Genomic DNA, 19,804 nt, shown 5'->3' with positions numbered 1-19,804 from the left:
TAATGAGTAATACAACCCCTGATTTTCAAGCAGACGATTTTTTATTAGACCATTACGTCGGCAACACGCCGTTAGTGCGTTTACAGCGTCTGGCAAGTCATACTCAAGCAACAGTATTAGCCAAGTTAGAAGGCAATAACCCAGCGGGTTCGGTCAAAGATCGCCCTGCATATAACATGATTATGCAAGCAGAAATGCGTGGTCAGATTAAACCGGGTGATACGTTGATTGAAGCGACGAGCGGAAATACAGGGATTGCTTTAGCTATGGTTGCAGCAATGCGTGGCTATAAAATGACCTTGATCATGCCTGCAAGTTCTAGCCAAGAGCGTAAAGATGCCATGCGTGCCTACGGTGCTGAACTGATCGAATCAGAAAACATGGAAGAAGCACGTGATCTTGCCCTTCAAATGGAAAAAGACGGCAAAGGTTTAGTCCTAAACCAGTTTGGTAACCCAGACAATGTGGAAGCACATTACCTTACTACTGGGCCTGAAATTTGGAAACAAACAGGCGGTAAAATTACACATTTCGTCAGCTCAATGGGAACCACCGGGACCATTATGGGGATTTCGAAATATTTAAAAGAACAAAATCCGGATATTCAAATTGTTGGTTTACAACCGTCTGAAGGCTCAAACATTGCTGGTATTCGCCGTTGGCCACAAGAATATCTTCCTACGATTTTTGATCCTTCACGCGTTGACCGTATTATGGATATTCCGCAAATTGAAGCGGAAAAAACAGCTCGTCGTTTAGCACGTACAGAAGGTATCAGTGCAGGTACCTCATCGGGTGGTGCTGTATGGGCTTCAGTTAAATTGGCTGAAGAAAATCCGGATGCCGTGATTGTTTGCATCGTATGTGACCGTGGTGACCGTTACTTGTCGACTGGTCTATTCTCTGTTGTTGATCCTGAATAATTACAGTGGCCGATCGGCACTGGTGAGTACTTATGCGTTTACCTGTTTTAATTTTTGATATCGAAACACTGACAGATTTGAAGTCAGGTGCGCATTTGTATGGACTGGATCTGCCTGAGGTGGATCTAGATGCTGCGCTGAATAAACTGCGTCGCCAAGAGGCGGGCACGGATTTTCAGCGTTTGGCCTTGCATGAAATTGTCTGTATCTCTGGACTATGGATTGATGAAAAGGGCATGAAGTTGTTTTCATTTAGCCGTGAAGACAATAGCGAAGCTGAAATTTTAAAAAAATTCGTTTCTATTTTTGAAAAGCGTCATCCGACCTTGGTCAGTTGGAACGGTTCACAGTTTGATTTGCCTGTGATTTTGTTCCGTGCCATGTATCACGGACTATCTGCACCAAGTTTGTTCGATCAGGGCGAGATTGATACGCAAAAGCGCTATAATAACTACCAGAATCGTTATCATCATCGTCATGTAGATTTGATGGATGTCATGGCCATGTTCCATGGTCGTCATTTTCAAAAGCTCGACGATGCAGCACATTTACTTGGTTTCCCCGGTAAACGTGGTGATGGTGGCTACCATGTGCCTGAATATGTGCGTGAACAACAGTGGATGGAACTGACCAGCTACTGTGAAGGTGATGTGCTCAATACATGGTTGATTTATTTACGCTGGCTGTTGCTGAAAGGACAGTTATTGTTAAATGATCATCAGCACCTGATTCAAAGCACGATTCAATATTTACAAACTCAGCCGCAACACGCTGATTTTTTATCGGTATGGCAGCAAACCTCGCAACGTACCGAATTCACCCAATCTGATTTCCCATCTTCCACACATTAGGTACGCATGAAACACAAAGCCAAACCCCAAAAAGCCCAACAACCCATTTATACATTTCAGGTTGAATCGCTTTCACATGAGGGGCGAGGCATAGCGCATTTTGGCACGCATCCAGATCATCCTGCAGAAAAACACGGTAAGAAAGTCTTTATCCGTTATGCCTTGCCGGGTGAAACAGTGCGTGCGCGTATTACCAATGTCGTTAAGCGTCTTGAAGAAGCAGACAGTCTGGAATTGCTGAGTGAAGAGTCGTCTCTACGGGTAAAACCAGCCTGTCCATATTATGGGGTCTGTGGTGGTTGTAGCATGCAGCATATTCATCCCGACGAGCAAATTCGTTTAAAACAAGACGTTTTACAATCACATTTGCAACATTTTGCAGGGATACAACCTGATCAATGGTTAGCTCCGTTACGTTCATTGCGTGAAGATTACCGTCGCAAAGCGCGTATCGGTGTGCGTTACCTACCTGCAAAAGATAAGCTCGTGGTCGGCTTTCGTGAAAGCCAGTCAAATAAACTGACTTCGATTGACCGTTGTATGGTGTTGGATCGTGAGTTTGGCTCCATCACCACACTCAAACAACTGTTACAAGGTCTACAAGGTAAAGCAGATATTGGGCATATGGAACTGGCCATGGGAGATCAAGAAATTGCCCTCCTAATTCGTCATACGGCGGAACTTTGCGCGGAAGATGTCAACCAATTAGTAAAATTTGCGTTACATAAAGAGTGGCAACTGTACTTACAACCTGAAGGGCCAGACAGCTTACATCGCGTGGATCATCCCGATGCACCGATGCGTCTGCACTATGGTCTAAGTGACTTTGGTGTGGAATTTGGCTTTAATCCTCAAGACTTCACGCAAGTGAATTCCACGATTAATCCGCAAATGGTGAAACTGGCATGTGAATTGCTTCAGTTACAACAGGGTGAGCGAGTTCTAGATCTGTTTTGTGGCTTAGGAAACTTTTCTTTACCACTTGCTCAATGTGTGGGTTCAACGGGTCAAGTCGTTGCAGTTGAAGGGAGTGAAGAAATGGTTCAGCGTGGTGCAGAAAATGCACAAAACAATGGCCTTTCGCAACTGAAATTTTATTCACAAGATTTAACAAAAGATTTTTCGCATCATTCTTGGGCAAAACAAGGATTTGATGCATTATTGATAGACCCACCACGTTCTGGTGCAGAAGAAATAATGCGTTATGTGCTCAAATTTGGTGCAAAAAGAATCGTTTATGTGTCATGTAATCCTGCAACACTAGCACGCGATGCTGGAATGCTGGTACAACAAGGCTACCGTTTGAAAAAAGCGGGTGTCATGGACATGTTTACCCATACAGGGCATGTCGAATCGATTGCTTTGTTCGAAAAAGAAAATCAGATAAACGATCAAAAGTTATGAAGCGTAGAAAACTAGGAGTAGGGTATGGTCACAGTACGTGAACAATTACCTGGACGTCTCAATGAGCTGTCTCAGGAAACGACTGTAGAACATGCCGAGCAAGCACAGCATGATTTGGCTGAATGGCTAGAGCGTGTGAGTGGCATGTTTGACGGGGCTCCTCTAAAGCAACTCGAAGAAGTTGCCCATCTGACCTTACAGAATGAACTTGAAACAACGGTCAACCATCGCTCGAATACCTTCTATACCGGTATTGAAATGGCGGATATTCTTGCTCATCTGTATGCGGATGAAGATACGTTATCAGCAGCTATGCTGTATCGAAGTGTTCGTGAAGGCGTAACCAGTTTAGAAGAAGTCCAAAGCAAATTTGGCGATCAAGTGCATGCTTTGGTGAAAGGCACGCTTGCCATGGGTAAGTTGTCTGACCTGATCGAGCAAAATAAACGTCTAGAAGATCATTTTAATAATAACCAGCGTGAACATTTGACCGGCATTTATAAAATGTTGATCTCAGTGACCGAAGATGTTCGTGTTGTATTAATCAAACTTTCTGAACGTACCTATGCATTACGTGAGTTGGCGCACTCAACCAAAGAGCGTCAAGAGCGTGTCGCACGAGAAATTTTAACCATTTACTCGCCGCTCGCGCACCGTTTAGGGATTGCACAGCTTAAGTGGGAGCTTGAAGATCTCGCTTTCCGTTATCTAGCACCTGAACGCTATAAAGAAATTGCCTCTTTACTGAATGAAAAACGTTTAGAGCGTGAACAATATATTCAGTTCGTAACAGAAAAGTTGCGTAAAGAACTGTTAGATCATGGCATTGAGGCCGAGATTAATGGTCGGGTTAAACACATTTATTCGATTTATCGAAAAATGAAGAGTAAGAACCTGAGCTTTGATCAGCTTTATGACATTCGAGCAGTTCGCGTTTTGGTGGATAATGTACCTGAGTGTTATCACACACTGGGGATCGTTCATCAGATTTGGCGTCATATTCCGCATCAGTTCGATGATTATATTACCAACCCGAAAGCCAATGGTTATCGCTCACTACATACGGCCGTGATTGCAGAGAACAAATCTTTAGAAGTGCAAATTCGTACGCATAATATGCACGAAGAAGCTGAGCTCGGGGTGTGTTCGCACTTTAACTATAAAGAAGGTTCTAAAACCACAGATTATTCATTTAATCATCGCTTACATTCTTTGCGTGCAGTGCTTGAACATTATCAAGAACGAAATGATGCTAGCGCCCATAAAGAAGATGAGGCTTCTGAAAACTTCGAACAAATCCAAGAGTTTGAAGATTTTGAGAAAATCTATGTGTTTAGTCGTGATGGTGATATCAAAGAATTACCACGCGGTTCGACTGTGCTCGACTTTGCCTATCATGTGCATACTGAAGTGGGCAACAAGTGCTATGCAGCACGGGTGAACCAACGTTATGTACCTTTAACCTATACCCTAAAAACTGGGGAACAGGTCGAGATTTTAACCAAGAAAGATCGTGAGCCTAACCGAGATTGGTTGGTAAACTCGCTGGGTTATATCAAGACGGCTCGTGCACGTGATAAGTTGCGTCATTGGTTCCGTCAGCAAGACCGTAGTAAAAACTTGGAAGTGGGACGTGAGATTCTTAATAAAGAATTGTCACGTTTGGCGATTCACCCGAAAAGTATCGATTTGAATGATTACTGCAATCATTTTAATGTGAAATTGGGTGAAGATATATTGATTGGCTTGGTGAGTGGTGACATTAGCTTGCATGCTTTAATCAATCAGGTTAACCGTCATATGCACCTCGATCAGGATGAACCTGAACTGGTGTTAAAACCAACCTTGAACCCACGTGCAAGTCATACGCTTTCGGCGCATGGTATTTTGATTGATGGTTTGGACAATGTAGAACTACACATTGCTCAGTGTTGTCAGCCTGTGCATGGTGAATCGATTGCTGGTTATATCACCCTGAATCGTGGCGTAAGTATCCATAAGGTCGCATGTCCGGATTATATCCGTATGATTGGGCAAGAGCCTGAACGTGCGGTTGAAGCGGATTGGGAAATGCAGCCAACTCGTGGTCAAAGTGTGCAAATCGTGGTGGAAGCTTATGACCGTCGTGGTTTGCTTAAAGATCTGACTCAAGTGATTTTCTCAGACCAAATCAATATTCGTCAGGTGAATACCATTTCCGAGAGTGATGGTATTGCCAATATGAAGCTGTTGATTGAAGTGAAAGGCTTGGCGCAGTTGTCGAAACTGTTGGCACGTTTAGAGCAACAACCAGGCATTATTAGCGCACGTCGATTGGTACAAGGTAGCTAAAAATAAAGTTGTATAAAAAACCCGCTGCGCGCGGGTTTTTTTATTATATTGGGAGAGAGAAATTATAAAATTGAGTGCTTATGCTGCCTTCAGAGCTTTTTGAAAAGCGTCGACAGAATTTAACACGAGCTATCGATCATTGGGTGTCAATTGGCCCTTTTAAAAATGGTAAAGCCGTATGTGAACATTTTGGCTTATCAGTTCCTTTAATTTCCCAATTATTAAATAGTCATCGGCAGATTGGAGAGAAATTTGCACGTGAATTAGAGTCACAATTGGGACTCATTAAGGGAAGTTTAGATGATGAAGTTCAGTTTATGGAACAAGGCAAGCGCTCTAAGGAGCAAGAAAGCTTGGTTCTTTTTGAAATGCAGGTAGTTGAGACACAGGCATTTTCGTTAAAACTGATTTCAAATGATTCATCTCAATATTCAGCATTATTTAAAAACATTCAAGACTTGTATTTGATTCGCATCACAGCATCGTATTATGCCCCTGTATTACAAAAGGGTTGGCTTGTAGTCTGTGATGAACGGCGAGGGGTAGAGAGATCGGATCTAGCCTGTGTATATTTGCGAAATGGCTTAAATTTAATTTTAAACGTGATACAGCAAACAGATGATACATGGCAATTTGCAAGTCTAGACCAAAAACGACAGGTGGAATTCCTGCAATCCGATATTGAAAAGTTACATCCTATTATTGCGATTTTGCCTAGCTCATTTATTTAAGGTAGTCGCATAAAAAAACCCATCCGAAGATGGGTTTTGATTTGAACTATAAGTCGAAAAGCTTAAGGAATCTCTTCTTCTTCAAATTCAGGCTTCACTTGTACAATGAAGTCTTGACGGTTCAGGCCACGCCATAGCGCGAAGGCTGTACCAATGTAGATTGATGAATATGTACCCACAAATACACCAACAAACATTGCAACAGAGAACCATTTCAGACCATCACCGCCCAGTACCATCATCGCCACAACAACCAGTAACAGTGTCATAGAGGTGTGAATGGTACGGCGAAGTGTTTCAGTCAAAGCACTGTTCACAACTTCAAGAGGTTCAGCACCGCGAATCTTACGGAAGTTTTCACGAATACGGTCAGATACAACGATGTTATCGTTGAGCGAGAAACCAATAATCGCGAGTAGCGCAGCCAAAACTGTTAAGTCAAACGGCCACTGCATCATGGCAAAGATACCAATGGTCACCACGATATCGTGGAATAAAGACAATACAGCACCCATTGCAAGTTTGAACTCAAAGCGAATAGTGACATAAACCAGCATGAGCAGTAGGGCAAGACCTACAGCGCCCGCAGAACGCACATAGAGTTCGTTACCGACTTGACCACCAACCACATCAACTTTATGTACTTCTGCTTTATTGCCTGGCAATTGAGCAGCAGTCGTAATGGCTTTGGTTAAGTCTTCAGCTTCAATGTCTTTTTGAACTGGCATACGAACCATCAGGTCGCGGTCAGATCCTAAGGTTTGTACTACAGGATCTTTAAAACCAGCTTTTGTCAGCGCTGAGCTCACATCGGTAGATTTTACTGGTTGACTATAGTTCAACTCTGCTGCTACACCGCCAGTAAAGTCCAAACCGAGGTTTAGACCTTTGGTGCAAATAAAAAAGATACTTGCGAGCGTTAAGACAATCGATATCAAGGCTGCCGATTTGGCAATCTTCATAAACGGAATAATGCGCTCGTTGTCCGGACGGCCGTATTGTTTCGGTTGAGTATTTTCAGTCATCTTCGATCTCCTAAATGCTCAACTTCTTCAGGTTACGTTTTTTACCATAAATGATTTGTACGATTGCACGTGTCACGGTAATCGCTGTGAACATCGAGCACACAATACCAATCATTAGGGTAACCGCGAAGCCTTTAATCGGGCCTGTACCAATTGCAAACAGAATGAAAGCAACCAAGAATGTGGTTAAGTTGGAGTCAAAGATGGTGTTATACGCACGATCATAACCCGCAACAATCGCCTGTTTCGGCGAGGCACCCCATTTAATTTCTTCTCGTATCCGCTCACAGATCAGTACGTTGGCGTCGACCGCCATACCAATGGTAATCACGATACCTGCAATACCCGGAAGGGTGAGGGACGCGCCAATCCAAGACATGATGGTTAAAATCATGGCAAGGTTAACCACGAGTGCAAAGTTGGCAATCAAGCCGAACACACGGAAGAAGACCACCATCCAAATCGCAACCAATAAGAAACCGATTTGAGTTGATAATACGCCTTTATCGATGTTTTCTTGACCGAGACTCGGACCAATCACACGTTCTTCCACGAAGTACATTGGCGCTGCCAATGCACCTGCACGTAGCATCAATGCAAGTTCAGACGCTTCTTGAGGTGAATCCAGACCAGTAATACGGAACTGAGAACCCAATACGGCTTGAATCGTTGCCGCATTGATGACCACAGATTCGGTATAAGGTGTACGAACTTCAGTTTGTGTGCCTGTTGTAGGATCTGCAACATAACTAATTTTTTGTTTGTTCTCGATGAACAAAACTGCCATTCGTTTGCCTACAGCATTACGAGTGGCTTCAGACATCAACTTACCGCCCGCAGTATCCAAAGTAATATTTACTTCAGCACCACCTGTATCTTGGCTAAAACCTGATGACGCATTTTGTACACGTTCACCTGTTAAGATACGGTTACGGTTAAGCAATAATTGACGACCGCTGTCCAAAGATTCATAAGCAAATACTTCTGTACCTGGCGGTAATGAGCCTTTTGCTTGACCTGTGTAAGGATCGATATATTGATCATTTAAGTCAGAAACTAAGCGGAACTCAAGGTTTGCAGTACGACCAAGTACACGTTTTGCTTCAGCAGTATCTTGTACACCCGGTAATTCAACCACAATACGGTTGCTACCTTGAGTTTGCACCAATGCTTCCGCTACACCTAACTCGTTAATACGGTTACGTAAAGTTGTTAAGTTTTGGTTGACAGCATAAGACTGAATTTCTTGTTTACGTGTATCTGTGTAGCTTAGACGAAGAGTCGAACCTTCAGTTGTTGCAACCGCTTGTTGAGTATATTCATTGCCGTTACGACGAAGGAAATCCATAGCTGCAGAACGGTCATCATTATTTGCAAATTGCATCGTAATGGTGTTGTTGTTCAAAGATAAGCTATTGAATTTTAATTTATTGTCACGAAGTTGGCGACGTAAGTCAGCCGCAGACGTTTCCATACGTTGTGAAATGGCTTTATCCATATCCACTTCGAGTAGGAAATGTACACCACCACGTAAATCCAGACCCAGCTTCATTGGTTTAGCACCAATTTTTTGTAGCCATTCTGGCGTAGTAGGCGCAAGGTTCAGTGCGACGACATAATTTTCACCGAGCCCACGACGCAGTGCTTCTTTCGCTTTTAATTGTTGTTCGCTCGAATCAACACGTAATAAAGCGGCATTATTGGTGAAGCTATTGTCATGGCTGGCAATATTTTCAGATTTTAAAATCTGCTCTGCTTTTTGTACGATGCTTTGGTCAATCTGGGTACCGGCTTTGGCACCTGAAATTTGAACAGCAGGTTCATCAGGATACAAACTTGGCAGGGCATATAATGTACTGATGACTAGTACCACTAGAATCAGTAGATATTTCCATGCTGGGTAACGCATTCGTTTTCTTCTTAAAATGAAAAAAGCCGTGCGGGTGCACGACTTATTTTTTGATTAAAGGTTATTTAGAGTGCCTTCAGGCAGAACTGAAATCACACTTGCGCGTTGTACTTTTACTTCTACGCCACGGTTCAGTTCAACAACTGCAAAATCACCTTCGATTTTTGTGATTTTACCCATTAAACCGCCCGCAAAAACAACTTCACTGCCAACGCCTAGGCTTTCAATTAGTGCACGATGTTCTTTTGCACGTTTTGATTGAGGGCGCCAGATCAAGAAGTAGAAGATTGCGACAAATACCGCAATCATCAACAGGTTTGCCATCATGCTTGGTTGCTGTGCAGCTTCACCTGCCGCGTGAGCAGTAGAAATAAAAAGGCTCATTTCATTTTCCTAAACTAAAAAAACTGGTTATCAATACTTTGATAAATAAATTGGACTTGTTCAGCAATTTACCTTGTCTTTTTCTTCAGCGCAAATGCTGAAAGAATTAATCTTGAGGACAAGGTGGCACTTCCATGCCGCGACGACGATAAAAGTCTTCAACAAACTCATCAAAAGTGCCATGATCGAGAGCATCACGCATCGCTTCAGTCAGACGCAGGTAATAACGTAAGTTATGAATAGTACCGAGCATCGAACCGAGCATTTCGCCGCATTTCTCAAGATGGAAGAGATAAGATTTGGTGAAATTTGTACAGGTATAGCAGTCGCAATGTGGGTCAAGCGGACTTTGATCATGACGATATTTGGCATTGCGAATACGCACTAAACCATCAGTCACAAAATAATGACCATTACGTGCATTTCGTGTTGGCATTACACAGTCAAACATATCGACACCGCGACGAACCGCTTCTACGATATCTTCTGGTTTACCGACTCCCATCAAGTAACGTGGTTTATCCGCAGGCATTTTCTCTGGAAGATAATCCAATACTTTGATCATTTCTTCTTTAGGTTCGCCAACAGACAAGCCGCCAATGGCATAACCATCAAAATCAATTTCTTTCAGACCATTTAAAGATTCATCACGTAAATCTTCATACATGCCGCCTTGGATAATACCAAATAGTGCATTACGGTTTTTCAGCACGTCATGATGTTGAGTCTTACAACGTTTCGCCCAACGTAATGAAAGCTGCAGTGATTTTTGCGCTTCTTCATGTGTCGCAGGATAAGGCGTACATTCATCAAAAATCATCACGATGTCTGAATTCAGCGTGTGCTGAATATCCATCGAAATTTCAGGAGATAAAAAGACTTTAGAGCCATCAATCGGAGAGCGGAAAGTCACGCCCTCTTCTTTAATTTTGCGCATAGCGCCAAGGCTGAAGACTTGGAAACCGCCTGAATCTGTCAAAATCGGGTTATTCCATTTCATGAATTGGTGTAAACCACCATGTTCACGAATGACATCTAGGCCTGGGCGAAGATATAAATGGAAGGTATTGCCCAAAATAACTTGGGATTTAATTTCTTTAATGTCACGTGGGAGCATGCCTTTTACAGTACCGTAAGTACCGACAGGCATGAACATAGGTGTTTCAACAACACCATGTTCAAGGGTTAAACGGCCGCGACGAGCACGGCCCGATTGCGCCAATTTTTCAAACTTCATACAAGGTCCAGATCAAGGCGAAAAAACAGTTCGCTGATGGTAAGAGTGCTAAAAGTGCTCTATTTTCCTTGATTCTGCGGTTAAACGCTAGCTTTGTCGGGTGTTAAGTCTGTAAATTTATAGATTGCGTCTTGTGACAAGGCTTCATCTGAACTCTTGGCATTAAAATAGAACTGGTTAATTCGCTGCAAAATTTCTTCTTTTTCCATCGCAAATGTGCCTTTCGGGTCCGATGTCATGGCCACGATACTGTCAATAAGCTTTTGAATATAAGGATTCGTGGTTGCATAGCTTTTTTCTAAGCTTAAAAGATAGACTTCATTAGCTACATGTAAATAGTTATAAGGTTGTATTTCAACGATTTGTGCTAAATCAATCAGCAGGTCTTTATCATACTGAGACAGCTTCATACGCTTGGGTAAACTGTCGAGCTTGAGGGGTTGTTTGGATTTGAGAAAATCGTCAAGTTGTGTACTTGGAGGATTTAAAACCTGAGCTGAATAAATTTCTATTTCGGGCTGTGTCGGGACCGTGATAAAAAACAGAATATTGTCCAGTTCTATGCCGTAGGACTGAACCAAGTCGAATTTTGTTTGTTGTATGGCATTGAGCAAGATTGAAAGATGGTTAGCCGATTCAGACTTTATCGTAATTTTTATAGAAGATGGATCAAGGTTTAAATGGCCCACTTCATTTACAGATGTCAGTTTAAACTGCGCCAAGTCTTGACTTAAAGCCAGTAGGCTACGATAGCGCCATTTCGAGACATTCCATCGATCATGCGCTGCAAGATATTGAGCAGAATCTTCATCTTCGGTAAAAATACTACGCTGCGTAGAGACTGCGATATAGTCCATGGAAAAATAGGGATTGAACACCAACGTACATGCGTAAATATGGTCGTCTTGGTGCTGCTCATAGAGTTTGAAAAACTCCTGAATCAGCACATTTTTCAGTGCATTAATTTGATTTTGCATATTTTATTTTTCTTTCTAGTTTTGGAGGTACTTGAGCACCTCATCATTATTTTTTTTACTTTTGTGCATTAAAGCCCGAACTTAAAAGTTCGGACGATAATCAAAATTTTGGCTGGCAGCTTGATCGCGGAAAGGGCGAACCGCTTTTTTACTCAGCAATAGCGTATTAATAATATTGTTAGGAAACACTTGAATGTGGTTGTTGAACAACTCGACGTTGCGGTTAAAAATAGTAATCGCCGCACCGACATTTTCGTTTTGTTCTTCAATTTCATTCATCATTTTCAGATAAATATCATTGGCTTTGAGCTCTGGATAGTTTTCAACCACAACATTCAGGCTGCGCATTAGATCTTGATTTAAGGCTTCAATACGCTGTAATTGGCTGACATCGGTACTGTTTACGTTCAAATTCATAATGTTTTGACGGAGTTCAGTGACTTTTGCCAAAGTCCCTTGTTCAAAATTGGAATATTGCTCAACCAAAGGCTGTAATCCATCTAAAATTTTGATTTTTTGACGTTCATAGCTAGCTACATCTGACCATGCACGAATGGTTGCATTGTGATGTCGGACAATGTTGTTGCGAATCATGATTGCACCAATCACCAATGCAATGATGATTAAAACAAAGATCAAAAGCCCCATAAAATTTTATCCTCAAGATAAAAGGTCGTAATTTAAAACATTATTGTATGAAATCTATTTTAAAAACTGCGCTAAGTCGTTTTTCAAATTTTCTAAAGCATTTAATTTAAAGGTTCTAAGATGCCCACGCAATGCCGAAACATCTTGAATTCGTTTTGCTTTACTACTGACTTTAAATAAATCTGTAGAGCCAAGATAGCACATTATTCGGTGGCTCGGATGAAATAGCAGATCACCTTCACGGTTTTGAAAAAAATCCGCTAGTCGGAGGACAAAGCCCGGGCTGAGCAATTTAGCGATTTCCATTTGGTTCTCGCCATAAAATTTTAATTTTTGATTGGTTTGAATGTCGCTGCTGTGCCAAGGAAAACTATAGGGATAGCCAAAGTTTTTGCCTGTTGTAGATACGGCTAGTCCATGGATGCCAATATCAAAAACAAATACGCCCCACAGGTCTTTATGAATTTCTTTAACCGTGACTTCATCACCGTCTTTGTCACGTACTTTCAGTTCATTCACATAGTGATAATGAAAGACCATGACTTGATGCTGTTGCTGATTTTCATCTTCCCAAACGGTGCTCGCGAAGGTCTGAATATCATTCGAAAGGCTGCCTTGCTTAAATACGGGGAACATACGTTTAAGATTGCCAATAAATTGTAGATTATTCAGCGGCATTGAAATGTATTGAGGCTGTCGGTTAAAAGCCAGTTGGTATTTTTTTGCGATGCATTCGGTTTCCAAAAACGCAATAACATCTTCGAGCGGGTCATCTTTTTCATAGCTGATATAGGCCCAGAACACCATGACCAACCCCACAGCAAAGCAGAGCTGTGCCCAGCCATGATCGGGCTGAATTACAATAAACAGCATGAATCCGATACCCAGTGCGGCTAAAGCTAGGGGGAGTAAATTTTCAAATTTGAGTGTAATGGGAGCATTCCATGGATGCAGTCCATCGAGGAGCTCTTGGTGAGTTTTGGCGTTTCGGCCTATATCCCAGAGCCGAGCGATATTCTGAAAAACCACAGCATTCTTTTTTCGACGAATATGGATGGAGTGCTTTACAGAATCGATCGGCATAGGGATGATTTCGGCGTAATTTTATTTGTGGTTAATATTATCAATTAACATCGCATCACCATAACTAAAGAATCGATATTGGCTTTCGACGGCATGGTGATAGGCATTCAAAATATTATCTCGACTGGACAACGCTGACACTAACATGAGCAAGGTAGATTCAGGTAAATGGAAGTTGGTAATTAAACGATCGACTACTTTGAACTCATAACCTGGGTAGATAAAGATCTGTGTATCACCAGTCCAACCCTTGAGTTCGCCGCCATTGGCTTGAGCTGCACTTTCAGTCGCGCGAGTCGCTGTAGTACCGACAGCAATAACTTTATTGCCACGTGCTTTTGTTTCACGGATCAAAGCCATAGATTCTTCTGACACGTCACACCATTCGCTGTGCATGATGTGATTTTCAATGTCATTGGTGCGCACGGGTAAAAATGTACCTGCACCCACATGCAAGGTAACAAAGGTTTTATTTACCCCTTTGTCCGCCAATTTTTTGAGTAGCGCTTCATCAAAATGTAAGCTTGCTGTTGGTGCTGCAACTGAAGCCAATTTGGTCGGATCGTTAAAAACAGTTTGGTAACGTTCGGTATCAATCGCTTCTGCTTCACGGTTAAAGTAAGGCGGAATCGGTAAAGCACCGTATAAATCTAAAACTTGTAAAATAGGCTGTGAAAATTCCACAACAAATAAGTTTTCATGACGGCCTTGAACGGTCACTTTAACTTCGTCTGGACCAATAAATAACTCCGCACCTTCTTTAGGCGTATTACTGGCTTTAATGTGGCAATGTGCGGTTTTTGGGTCAAGAATACGTTCAACTAAGACTTCAACTGCACCGCCAGTTGCTCGTTTGCCTTTCAAGCGGGCTTTCATCACTTTGGTATCGTTTAGTACCAATAAGTCACCTTCATTGAGCAAGTCTAAAATGTCAGTGAAATGATGGTCGTGATATTCGCCATTGAGGTCGAGATGGAGCAGGCGTGATGCACTACGTGTTTCAAGCGGATAGCGGGCAATGAGTTCGTCAGGGAGATTGAAGTTAAAGTCAGAAAGTTGCATGTTAAGAAATCTGAAAAGGAGATAATGAAATTTGGCTTAGTATAAGCTTTTTTAGGTTTTAACGCTGAAATTGATGGATTATCCATCTAAAAATTCTTATACGGTTTATTTTTAATCAAATGAGAACATCATGCGTTGACAAGTTTTTGAAACAGTTTATTATACGTTTCAACACCTTCCCGAGGTGGTGAAATTGGTAGACGCGGTGGATTCAAAATCCACTATCAGAGATGATGTGTCGGTTCGAGTCCGACCCTCGGGACCAAAATTCTAAAAGACCCCAAGCTTATTAAGACTTGGGGTTTTTTATGTCTAAAAGTAATGACATATATAAAATTCCTAGAAAATTTCCAATGATTTCACTAGCCACGTTTCAGGTTGTCACTTCGTAAAATGAGTACTTGGATGAGTACCTGAATTTTGTTTGGGTGCTCATGGTGGAATCAGATGCTAAGCTTAAATTATTAGATCAATACAATAATCAAATGTGATTGATTGGGTGTCTTATAGGGCTTGTAGTATTTAAAAGCTTTATTAACTATCTAAAGCTACTTTGATGACATCTGCAATTGTCTCAGTGTTGACACCTCTTTTTCGAGCATTCTCAGAGTGGAACCAAGTTGCTAAGTCTTTATTGCCTTTAGATGCATTGCAGCCAACACAGCACAATGCAATATTGGTTAAGGTTGTAATTCTTATATCGTTGATAATGTGTTCCCAAGACTTCTTGTTGGCTCTTTCAGTGCCAAACTTTTTGCCGCAATATACACAGCACAGGTCTCGCTCCGAGACCGCATCTTCTATGTGCTTTGGTATTCCCCATGAATTTGCCATTTTAGGTTTTCCTTATTTTATGGCTGTAGTCCAATGATATATTTACTAACTTTTTAGTGTAGTTAAGCATCTCCGCCAATGCCGTATATACTCTCTCTATGTAAATGAAACAGTACTACTACCATTCAAATTAATTCCTATTCATGTAGCTAACTCTTGTTAAGAAACAGGCATACCTGCTTTATTACAATCTCTTTCCGTCACATCCATTACAGCTTTAGAATTTGAAATTATTTTCTGAAGTTTTTTAGCTTTTTCTAAATTTTTATATTTAGCTTTTTTTGTTACCGCAGTTGTTTTATTCATATATGTTAAAGAGCTACAACTCAAAAAGAAGACTTTTTTATAGTCAGAATCAGTTAATTTAGCACCACTTAACTCTTTATCTGCTAGACGATCCATAGCTGCTGAATTGTATTTTATACCTTTTTGATAAGGTGCTATTTCTTTATTAAATTCAGTCAATAGGGAGTTTCCTGCGGCTACTTCTAAACTTACAGCACTTAAGACTATTAGGAAAAAAATTGCTCTTTTCATATCAATATCCAATCATTCTTTATTAATCGTCTTTCTGTTTGAGAAAGCTAATATCGCCTTTTATGAATCTAAATCCCCAGTATAGAAAAATTGGTAGCAGAAAAATTACAAATTCTTCCGTAGTTCCATCAAATAGAAGCAGTAAAGGAAACAGTGAATATATTACAGTTATGACGATAGCTATTCTGTCTTTTTTTACCATTTTAATTCTGCGTAAATTCTAAAATTATATTGGCTAATATTACCTAATATTCTTTAATTTCATATAGCTGAATTCGATCAACTTTAGCAATAATATCTCTGTTTTAATCATTTAATTGGTTTGATAACCTACTGTCATAGGAATAAAACAATTTATTGAGTCGAATACATAACATGACTACCGAAACACCAAAAAAACTATAGTTGAATGAAAAATCCTAATCTTTGATCACTCACATTCATAAAATTTAGATCTAAGCATTAAATGAAATAGTTGGCATAACACTATATAAATGAGGGTATAAAAAAACCAGCGCCGAAGCGCTGGTTTTTTTACATCACTAACTTAAGTTAGTTTTGCATCAACTTATTGAGCAGCCTCAAGAGCAGCATTTAAAGTTGCGCTTGGACGCATTACAGCATTTACTTTTGCTGTATCTACAGCGTAGTAACCACCGATGTCTGCGGCTTTACCTTGAACTTCAGCAAGTTCTGCAACGATTTTTTCTTCGTTTTCAGCAAGTGCTTGAGCAAGAGGAGCGAATTTTGCTTTAAGCTCTGCATCTTCGTCTTGCGCAGCAAGTTCTTCAGCCCAGTATTTAGCAAGGTAGAAGTGGCTGCCACGGTTGTCAAGTTCGCCAGTACGACGTGATGGAGACTTGTCATTGTCAAGCAATTTACCAGTTGCAGCATCAAGCGTATTTGCAAGAAGTTTCGCTTTCGCGTTGTTTTCTTTGATGCCCATTTCTTCTAGAGAAACAGCAAGCGCCAAGAACTCACCTAAAGAATCCCAACGTAAGTGGTTTTCTTCTACAAGTTGTTGTACGTGTTTAGGCGCAGAACCACCCGCACCAGTTTCGTACATGCCGCCACCAGCCATTAGAGGAACGATAGAAAGCATTTTCGCAGAAGTACCCAATTCCATAATCGGGAATAAGTCTGTTAGGTAGTCACGTAGGATGTTACCAGTTACAGAAATTGTATCTAGGCCACGAGCAACACGTTCAAGTGTATAACGCATAGCACGTACTTGAGACATGATTTGAATGTCTAAACCAGTAGTGTCGTGGTCTTTCAAGTAAGTTTGAACTTTCTTGATCAATTCGTTTTCGTGTGGACGGTATGGGTCAAGCCAGAAGATCGCAGGCATGCCAGAGTTACGTGCACGAGTTACTGCAAGTTTCACCCAGTCGCGGATCGGAGCGTCTTTCACCTGACACATACGCCAGATGTCGCCTTCTTCCACGTTTTGAGACATCAACACTTCACCTGTTTCCAGATCCGTGATGTTGGCAACACCCGCTTCAGGAATTTCGAAAGTCTTGTCGTGTGAACCGTATTCTTCAGCTTTTTGCGCCATCAAACCAACGTTAGGTACAGTACCCATAGTGCGTGGGTCAAAGTTACCATTCCATTTACAGAAATTGATCATTTCTTGGTAGATACGCGCGAAAGTAGATTCAGGCATTACAGCTTTACAGTCGTACTGTTTGCCGTCAGCACCCCACATTTTACCGCCACCACGGATCATTGCAGGCATAGATGCATCTACAATTACGTCATTAGGTGAGTGGAAGTTAGTGATGCCTTTTGCAGAATCAACCATTGCAAGTGCAGGACGGTGTTCTTGGCAAGCATGTAAGTCAGCAATGATTTCTTCACGAAGAGAAGTCGGAAGAGTTTCAATTTTTTCGTAAAGACCAGACATACCGTTGTTGATGTTAATACCTAACTCATCAAACAATTTGCCGTGTTTTTCGAATGCATCTTTGTAGTAAATCTTCACACAGTGACCGAAAACGATTGGGTGAGACACCTTCATCATGGTCGCTTTTACGTGTAGAGAGAACAAAATGCCTGCTTCTTTACAATCATCTAATTCTTTTTCATAGAAGTCGCAAAGTGCTTTTTTGCTCATGAACATTGAGTCGATGATTTCGCCTTCTTGAAGCGCAACTTTTGGCTTAAGAACAACAGTTTCACCAGACTTCGTGATCAATTCCATTTTTACATTGCGAGCGCGGTCTAAAGTCATCGACTTTTCGCCGTGATAGAAGTCACCTTCGTCCATGTGAGAAACGTGAGTTTGTGACCACTGTTTCCATTCGCTCATAGAGTGCGGATGTTTCTTCGCGTAATTTTTTACTGCAGTAGGCGCACGACGGTCAGAGTTACCTTCACGAAGTACAGGATTTACAGCAGAACCTAGGCATTTGCTATAACGTGCCTTGATTTCTTTTTCTTCCTCAGTCGCTGGGTTTTCTGGGTAGTTCGGAATTGCAAAACCTTTGGACTGTAATTCTTTAATGCAAGCAGTTAATTGGCCAACTGAAGCACTGATGTTCGGAAGTTTGATAATGTTTGTGCTTGGATCTTGGGTTAATTGTCCAAGCTCTGCCAAGTTATTTGGCACCTTTTGTTCTTCGCTTAGATAGTCTGAAAATTCAGCGAGTACACGTGCTGCAACTGAGATATCGCGTTTAACGATTTCAACGCCAGCAGGTTTAGTAAAGGTTTCAATGATCGGCAGCAGAGAGTAAGTCGCCAATAATGGCGCCTCGTCGGTCAGTGTGTAGATGATAGTTGACTTTCCACCAGCCATATATAGCCCCTTGCTTTAGATTGTGTCTTTGAGGTCCGAGCTTGTGGCTCGCCTCTATGAACCGATTTGCTTAAATAAAACTATGAAAGTATCGGGGTTCATTGCTTTTCAGTCAACGCAAGATCCTGTGATGTGGTCATTTCGTAGAAAAATGATACAAAAGAAGTGCAGTTTGACGCCCAATTTTAGCGCAAAACCGAGAAGGGAAATATTGAAAGCTTGTTATTCATAGCTTAAAGCTATTGAACAATTAAATTTATATCATTTTTTTGGGGCTGATCTGTTCTTTATGGCTCGTTCAAGTTTTAGTTGTAAAGCAAAGCGTTTGATAGGTCAAACCGAATGCCTTAACTTTTAGGTGTAGATTTGGTGCAGAAGTTCGAAAATTAGTCAGGATTGGGGACTTTATTAAAGAACGACGTGAGTTTGATGCTCCGTTTGACTTTGAACGGTCGCTGAATGTTTATGCGATAACTTATATATCTGATGAATAAGGCATGGCACTTTTTCAGCTTCAGTCATTTGGGTGAATGAGTTCATGTGCATTAGAAGCATGAAACGAATGTTTAGCTCAGTTTAATAAAGTAAAAGCGAGCAAGTATGGTTTAATGCTCAAATGACACACACAACTGATAAAAACTAATAAATTAGTCTAATAGAAAGGATTAATAATAGATTCATTTAGTGTAGCTGACTGAAACGAGCATCCTGATGAGTAATCTGGTCATAGAATAGTCATAAAACTCACTATTTTTTGTGATGTATTTAAAGAAAATTAAACCCAGTTTTTTAGGTCTTATGTAAATGAATATTTCTTTTGGTCATGTTTTTAGTTTGAATAAAACGCGAAAAGTGCGATTTAAAATAAACAGTCAATAAAATTTAAATTAATTTAAGTTTCTAATTTTATTGTTTTAATTTTTGTTTTACCTTTAATGGGCTTTGTTGCACAAACCTATCTGTAAAGGGTTTTTCAGCGATATAATTTTCAAATGAAGAAGCCTACACACAAAATCTACCGCACAACCAATTGGCCCGCATATAACCGAGCACTCATGAGTCGCG

At 41.1% G+C, this 19,804-nt stretch carries 16 protein-coding genes and 1 tRNA gene; 6 read left to right on the top strand and 11 right to left on the bottom strand.

Annotated elements, in window-relative coordinates:
• The first annotated feature begins 2 nt into the window (after positions 1 to 2).
• The 5 genes from cysM (at position 3) to FTU34_RS13875 (ending at position 6,240) form a co-directional block, all read left to right on the top strand.
• Positions 3 to 923: a cysteine synthase CysM gene (gene cysM, locus FTU34_RS13895; protein ID WP_180035968.1), complete on the top strand. Its 921-nt coding sequence runs from the start codon at positions 3 to 5 to the stop codon at positions 921 to 923.
• Positions 924 to 955: 32 nt separating this feature from the next.
• Positions 956 to 1,774 carry a 3'-5' exonuclease gene (locus FTU34_RS13890; protein WP_180035967.1) on the top strand — a complete coding sequence of 273 codons (819 nt, stop codon included), beginning with the start codon at positions 956 to 958 and terminating at the stop codon, positions 1,772 to 1,774.
• A 6-nt stretch (positions 1,775 to 1,780) separates the two neighbouring features.
• Entirely contained in the window at positions 1,781 to 3,178 is a 1,398-nt protein-coding gene (rlmD, locus tag FTU34_RS13885) for a 23S rRNA (uracil(1939)-C(5))-methyltransferase RlmD (RefSeq protein WP_180035966.1), read from the top strand.
• A 24-nt stretch (positions 3,179 to 3,202) separates the two neighbouring features.
• Positions 3,203 to 5,509, top strand: a complete 2,307-nt coding sequence (locus tag FTU34_RS13880; RefSeq protein ID WP_078194183.1) for a bifunctional (p)ppGpp synthetase/guanosine-3',5'-bis(diphosphate) 3'-pyrophosphohydrolase — start codon at positions 3,203 to 3,205, stop codon at positions 5,507 to 5,509.
• 80 nt (positions 5,510 to 5,589) lie between these two features.
• Positions 5,590 to 6,240 (top strand): hypothetical protein, encoded by a 651-nt coding sequence (locus FTU34_RS13875; protein WP_180035965.1) that lies wholly within the window; start codon positions 5,590 to 5,592, stop codon positions 6,238 to 6,240.
• 62 nt (positions 6,241 to 6,302) lie between these two features.
• On the opposite strand, the gene secF is transcribed toward FTU34_RS13875, so the two are convergent.
• The 8 genes from secF to queA all read right to left on the bottom strand — a co-directional run bounded on the left by secF (position 6,303) and on the right by queA (position 14,565).
• On the bottom strand, positions 6,303 to 7,265 hold the full coding sequence (gene secF, locus FTU34_RS13870) for a protein translocase subunit SecF (RefSeq protein WP_180035964.1): 963 nt from the start codon (positions 7,263 to 7,265) through the stop codon (positions 6,303 to 6,305).
• 10 nt (positions 7,266 to 7,275) lie between these two features.
• Positions 7,276 to 9,174, bottom strand: a complete 1,899-nt coding sequence (gene secD, locus FTU34_RS13865; protein ID WP_180035963.1) for a protein translocase subunit SecD — start codon at positions 9,172 to 9,174, stop codon at positions 7,276 to 7,278.
• Positions 9,175 to 9,228: 54 nt separating this feature from the next.
• Positions 9,229 to 9,558 (bottom strand): preprotein translocase subunit YajC, encoded by a 330-nt coding sequence (gene yajC / locus FTU34_RS13860; protein ID WP_078191271.1) that lies wholly within the window; start codon positions 9,556 to 9,558, stop codon positions 9,229 to 9,231.
• 106 nt (positions 9,559 to 9,664) lie between these two features.
• Complete coding sequence (tgt, locus tag FTU34_RS13855; protein WP_078194179.1) at positions 9,665 to 10,795, bottom strand: tRNA guanosine(34) transglycosylase Tgt; 1,131 nt, start codon at positions 10,793 to 10,795, stop codon at positions 9,665 to 9,667.
• Between the two features lie 80 nt (positions 10,796 to 10,875).
• Positions 10,876 to 11,772, bottom strand: a complete 897-nt coding sequence (locus FTU34_RS13850; protein ID WP_180035962.1) for a DUF4303 domain-containing protein — start codon at positions 11,770 to 11,772, stop codon at positions 10,876 to 10,878.
• An 81-nt stretch (positions 11,773 to 11,853) separates the two neighbouring features.
• On the bottom strand, positions 11,854 to 12,420 hold the full coding sequence (locus FTU34_RS13845) for a LemA family protein (protein WP_078191268.1): 567 nt from the start codon (positions 12,418 to 12,420) through the stop codon (positions 11,854 to 11,856).
• 54 nt (positions 12,421 to 12,474) lie between these two features.
• Positions 12,475 to 13,503, bottom strand: coding sequence for a hypothetical protein (locus FTU34_RS13840; RefSeq protein ID WP_180035961.1), 1,029 nt, complete (start codon positions 13,501 to 13,503; stop codon positions 12,475 to 12,477).
• A 21-nt stretch (positions 13,504 to 13,524) separates the two neighbouring features.
• Positions 13,525 to 14,565 carry a tRNA preQ1(34) S-adenosylmethionine ribosyltransferase-isomerase QueA gene (gene queA, locus FTU34_RS13835; RefSeq protein WP_180024560.1) on the bottom strand — a complete coding sequence of 347 codons (1,041 nt, stop codon included), beginning with the start codon at positions 14,563 to 14,565 and terminating at the stop codon, positions 13,525 to 13,527.
• 178 nt (positions 14,566 to 14,743) lie between these two features.
• On the opposite strand from queA, the gene FTU34_RS13830 reads away from it, so the two are divergent.
• Positions 14,744 to 14,830, top strand: a tRNA-Leu gene (locus tag FTU34_RS13830).
• Positions 14,831 to 15,099: 269 nt separating this feature from the next.
• On the opposite strand, the gene FTU34_RS13825 is transcribed toward FTU34_RS13830, so the two are convergent.
• The 3 genes from FTU34_RS13825 to FTU34_RS13815 all read right to left on the bottom strand — a co-directional run bounded on the left by FTU34_RS13825 (position 15,100) and on the right by FTU34_RS13815 (position 18,739).
• A complete protein-coding gene (locus FTU34_RS13825; RefSeq protein ID WP_168378735.1) occupies positions 15,100 to 15,399 on the bottom strand; it encodes an HNH endonuclease in 300 nt (99 codons plus the stop codon).
• Between the two features lie 159 nt (positions 15,400 to 15,558).
• The gene (locus FTU34_RS13820; RefSeq protein ID WP_168378736.1) at positions 15,559 to 15,936 is read right to left on the bottom strand and encodes a hypothetical protein; all 378 of its coding nucleotides are present in this window, start codon (positions 15,934 to 15,936) and stop codon (positions 15,559 to 15,561) included.
• A gap of 568 nt (positions 15,937 to 16,504) precedes the next feature.
• Entirely contained in the window at positions 16,505 to 18,739 is a 2,235-nt protein-coding gene (locus FTU34_RS13815) for an NADP-dependent isocitrate dehydrogenase (protein WP_180035960.1), read from the bottom strand.
• Positions 18,740 to 19,804 lie beyond the last annotated feature (1,065 nt).

It is taken from the genome of Acinetobacter sp. YH12094 (genome assembly GCF_013419295.1).
Classification (GTDB): domain Bacteria; phylum Pseudomonadota; class Gammaproteobacteria; order Pseudomonadales; family Moraxellaceae; genus Acinetobacter; species Acinetobacter amyesii.
The sequence above is the reverse complement of the archived record's forward strand: the minus strand, read 5'-3'. Positions and strand labels throughout refer to the sequence as shown.

Coding starts and splice junctions, on each gene's coding strand:
- yajC (WP_078191271.1), bottom strand. CDS start 9,558: ATGAGCCTTTTTATTTCTACTGCTCACGCGGCAGGTGAAGCTGCACAG.
- FTU34_RS13845 (WP_078191268.1), bottom strand. CDS start 12,420: ATGGGGCTTTTGATCTTTGTTTTAATCATCATTGCATTGGTGATTGGT.
- FTU34_RS13815 (WP_180035960.1), bottom strand. CDS start 18,739: ATGGCTGGTGGAAAGTCAACTATCATCTACACACTGACCGACGAGGCG.
- secF (WP_180035964.1), bottom strand. CDS start 7,265: ATGACTGAAAATACTCAACCGAAACAATACGGCCGTCCGGACAACGAG.
- FTU34_RS13825 (WP_168378735.1), bottom strand. CDS start 15,399: ATGGCAAATTCATGGGGAATACCAAAGCACATAGAAGATGCGGTCTCG.
- FTU34_RS13880 (WP_078194183.1), top strand. CDS start 3,203: ATGGTCACAGTACGTGAACAATTACCTGGACGTCTCAATGAGCTGTCT.
- FTU34_RS13840 (WP_180035961.1), bottom strand. CDS start 13,503: ATGCCGATCGATTCTGTAAAGCACTCCATCCATATTCGTCGAAAAAAG.
- rlmD (WP_180035966.1), top strand. CDS start 1,781: ATGAAACACAAAGCCAAACCCCAAAAAGCCCAACAACCCATTTATACA.
- cysM (WP_180035968.1), top strand. CDS start 3: ATGAGTAATACAACCCCTGATTTTCAAGCAGACGATTTTTTATTAGAC.
- FTU34_RS13890 (WP_180035967.1), top strand. CDS start 956: ATGCGTTTACCTGTTTTAATTTTTGATATCGAAACACTGACAGATTTG.
- FTU34_RS13850 (WP_180035962.1), bottom strand. CDS start 11,772: ATGCAAAATCAAATTAATGCACTGAAAAATGTGCTGATTCAGGAGTTT.
- FTU34_RS13820 (WP_168378736.1), bottom strand. CDS start 15,936: ATGAAAAGAGCAATTTTTTTCCTAATAGTCTTAAGTGCTGTAAGTTTA.
- secD (WP_180035963.1), bottom strand. CDS start 9,174: ATGCGTTACCCAGCATGGAAATATCTACTGATTCTAGTGGTACTAGTC.
- queA (WP_180024560.1), bottom strand. CDS start 14,565: ATGCAACTTTCTGACTTTAACTTCAATCTCCCTGACGAACTCATTGCC.
- tgt (WP_078194179.1), bottom strand. CDS start 10,795: ATGAAGTTTGAAAAATTGGCGCAATCGGGCCGTGCTCGTCGCGGCCGT.
- FTU34_RS13875 (WP_180035965.1), top strand. CDS start 5,590: ATGCTGCCTTCAGAGCTTTTTGAAAAGCGTCGACAGAATTTAACACGA.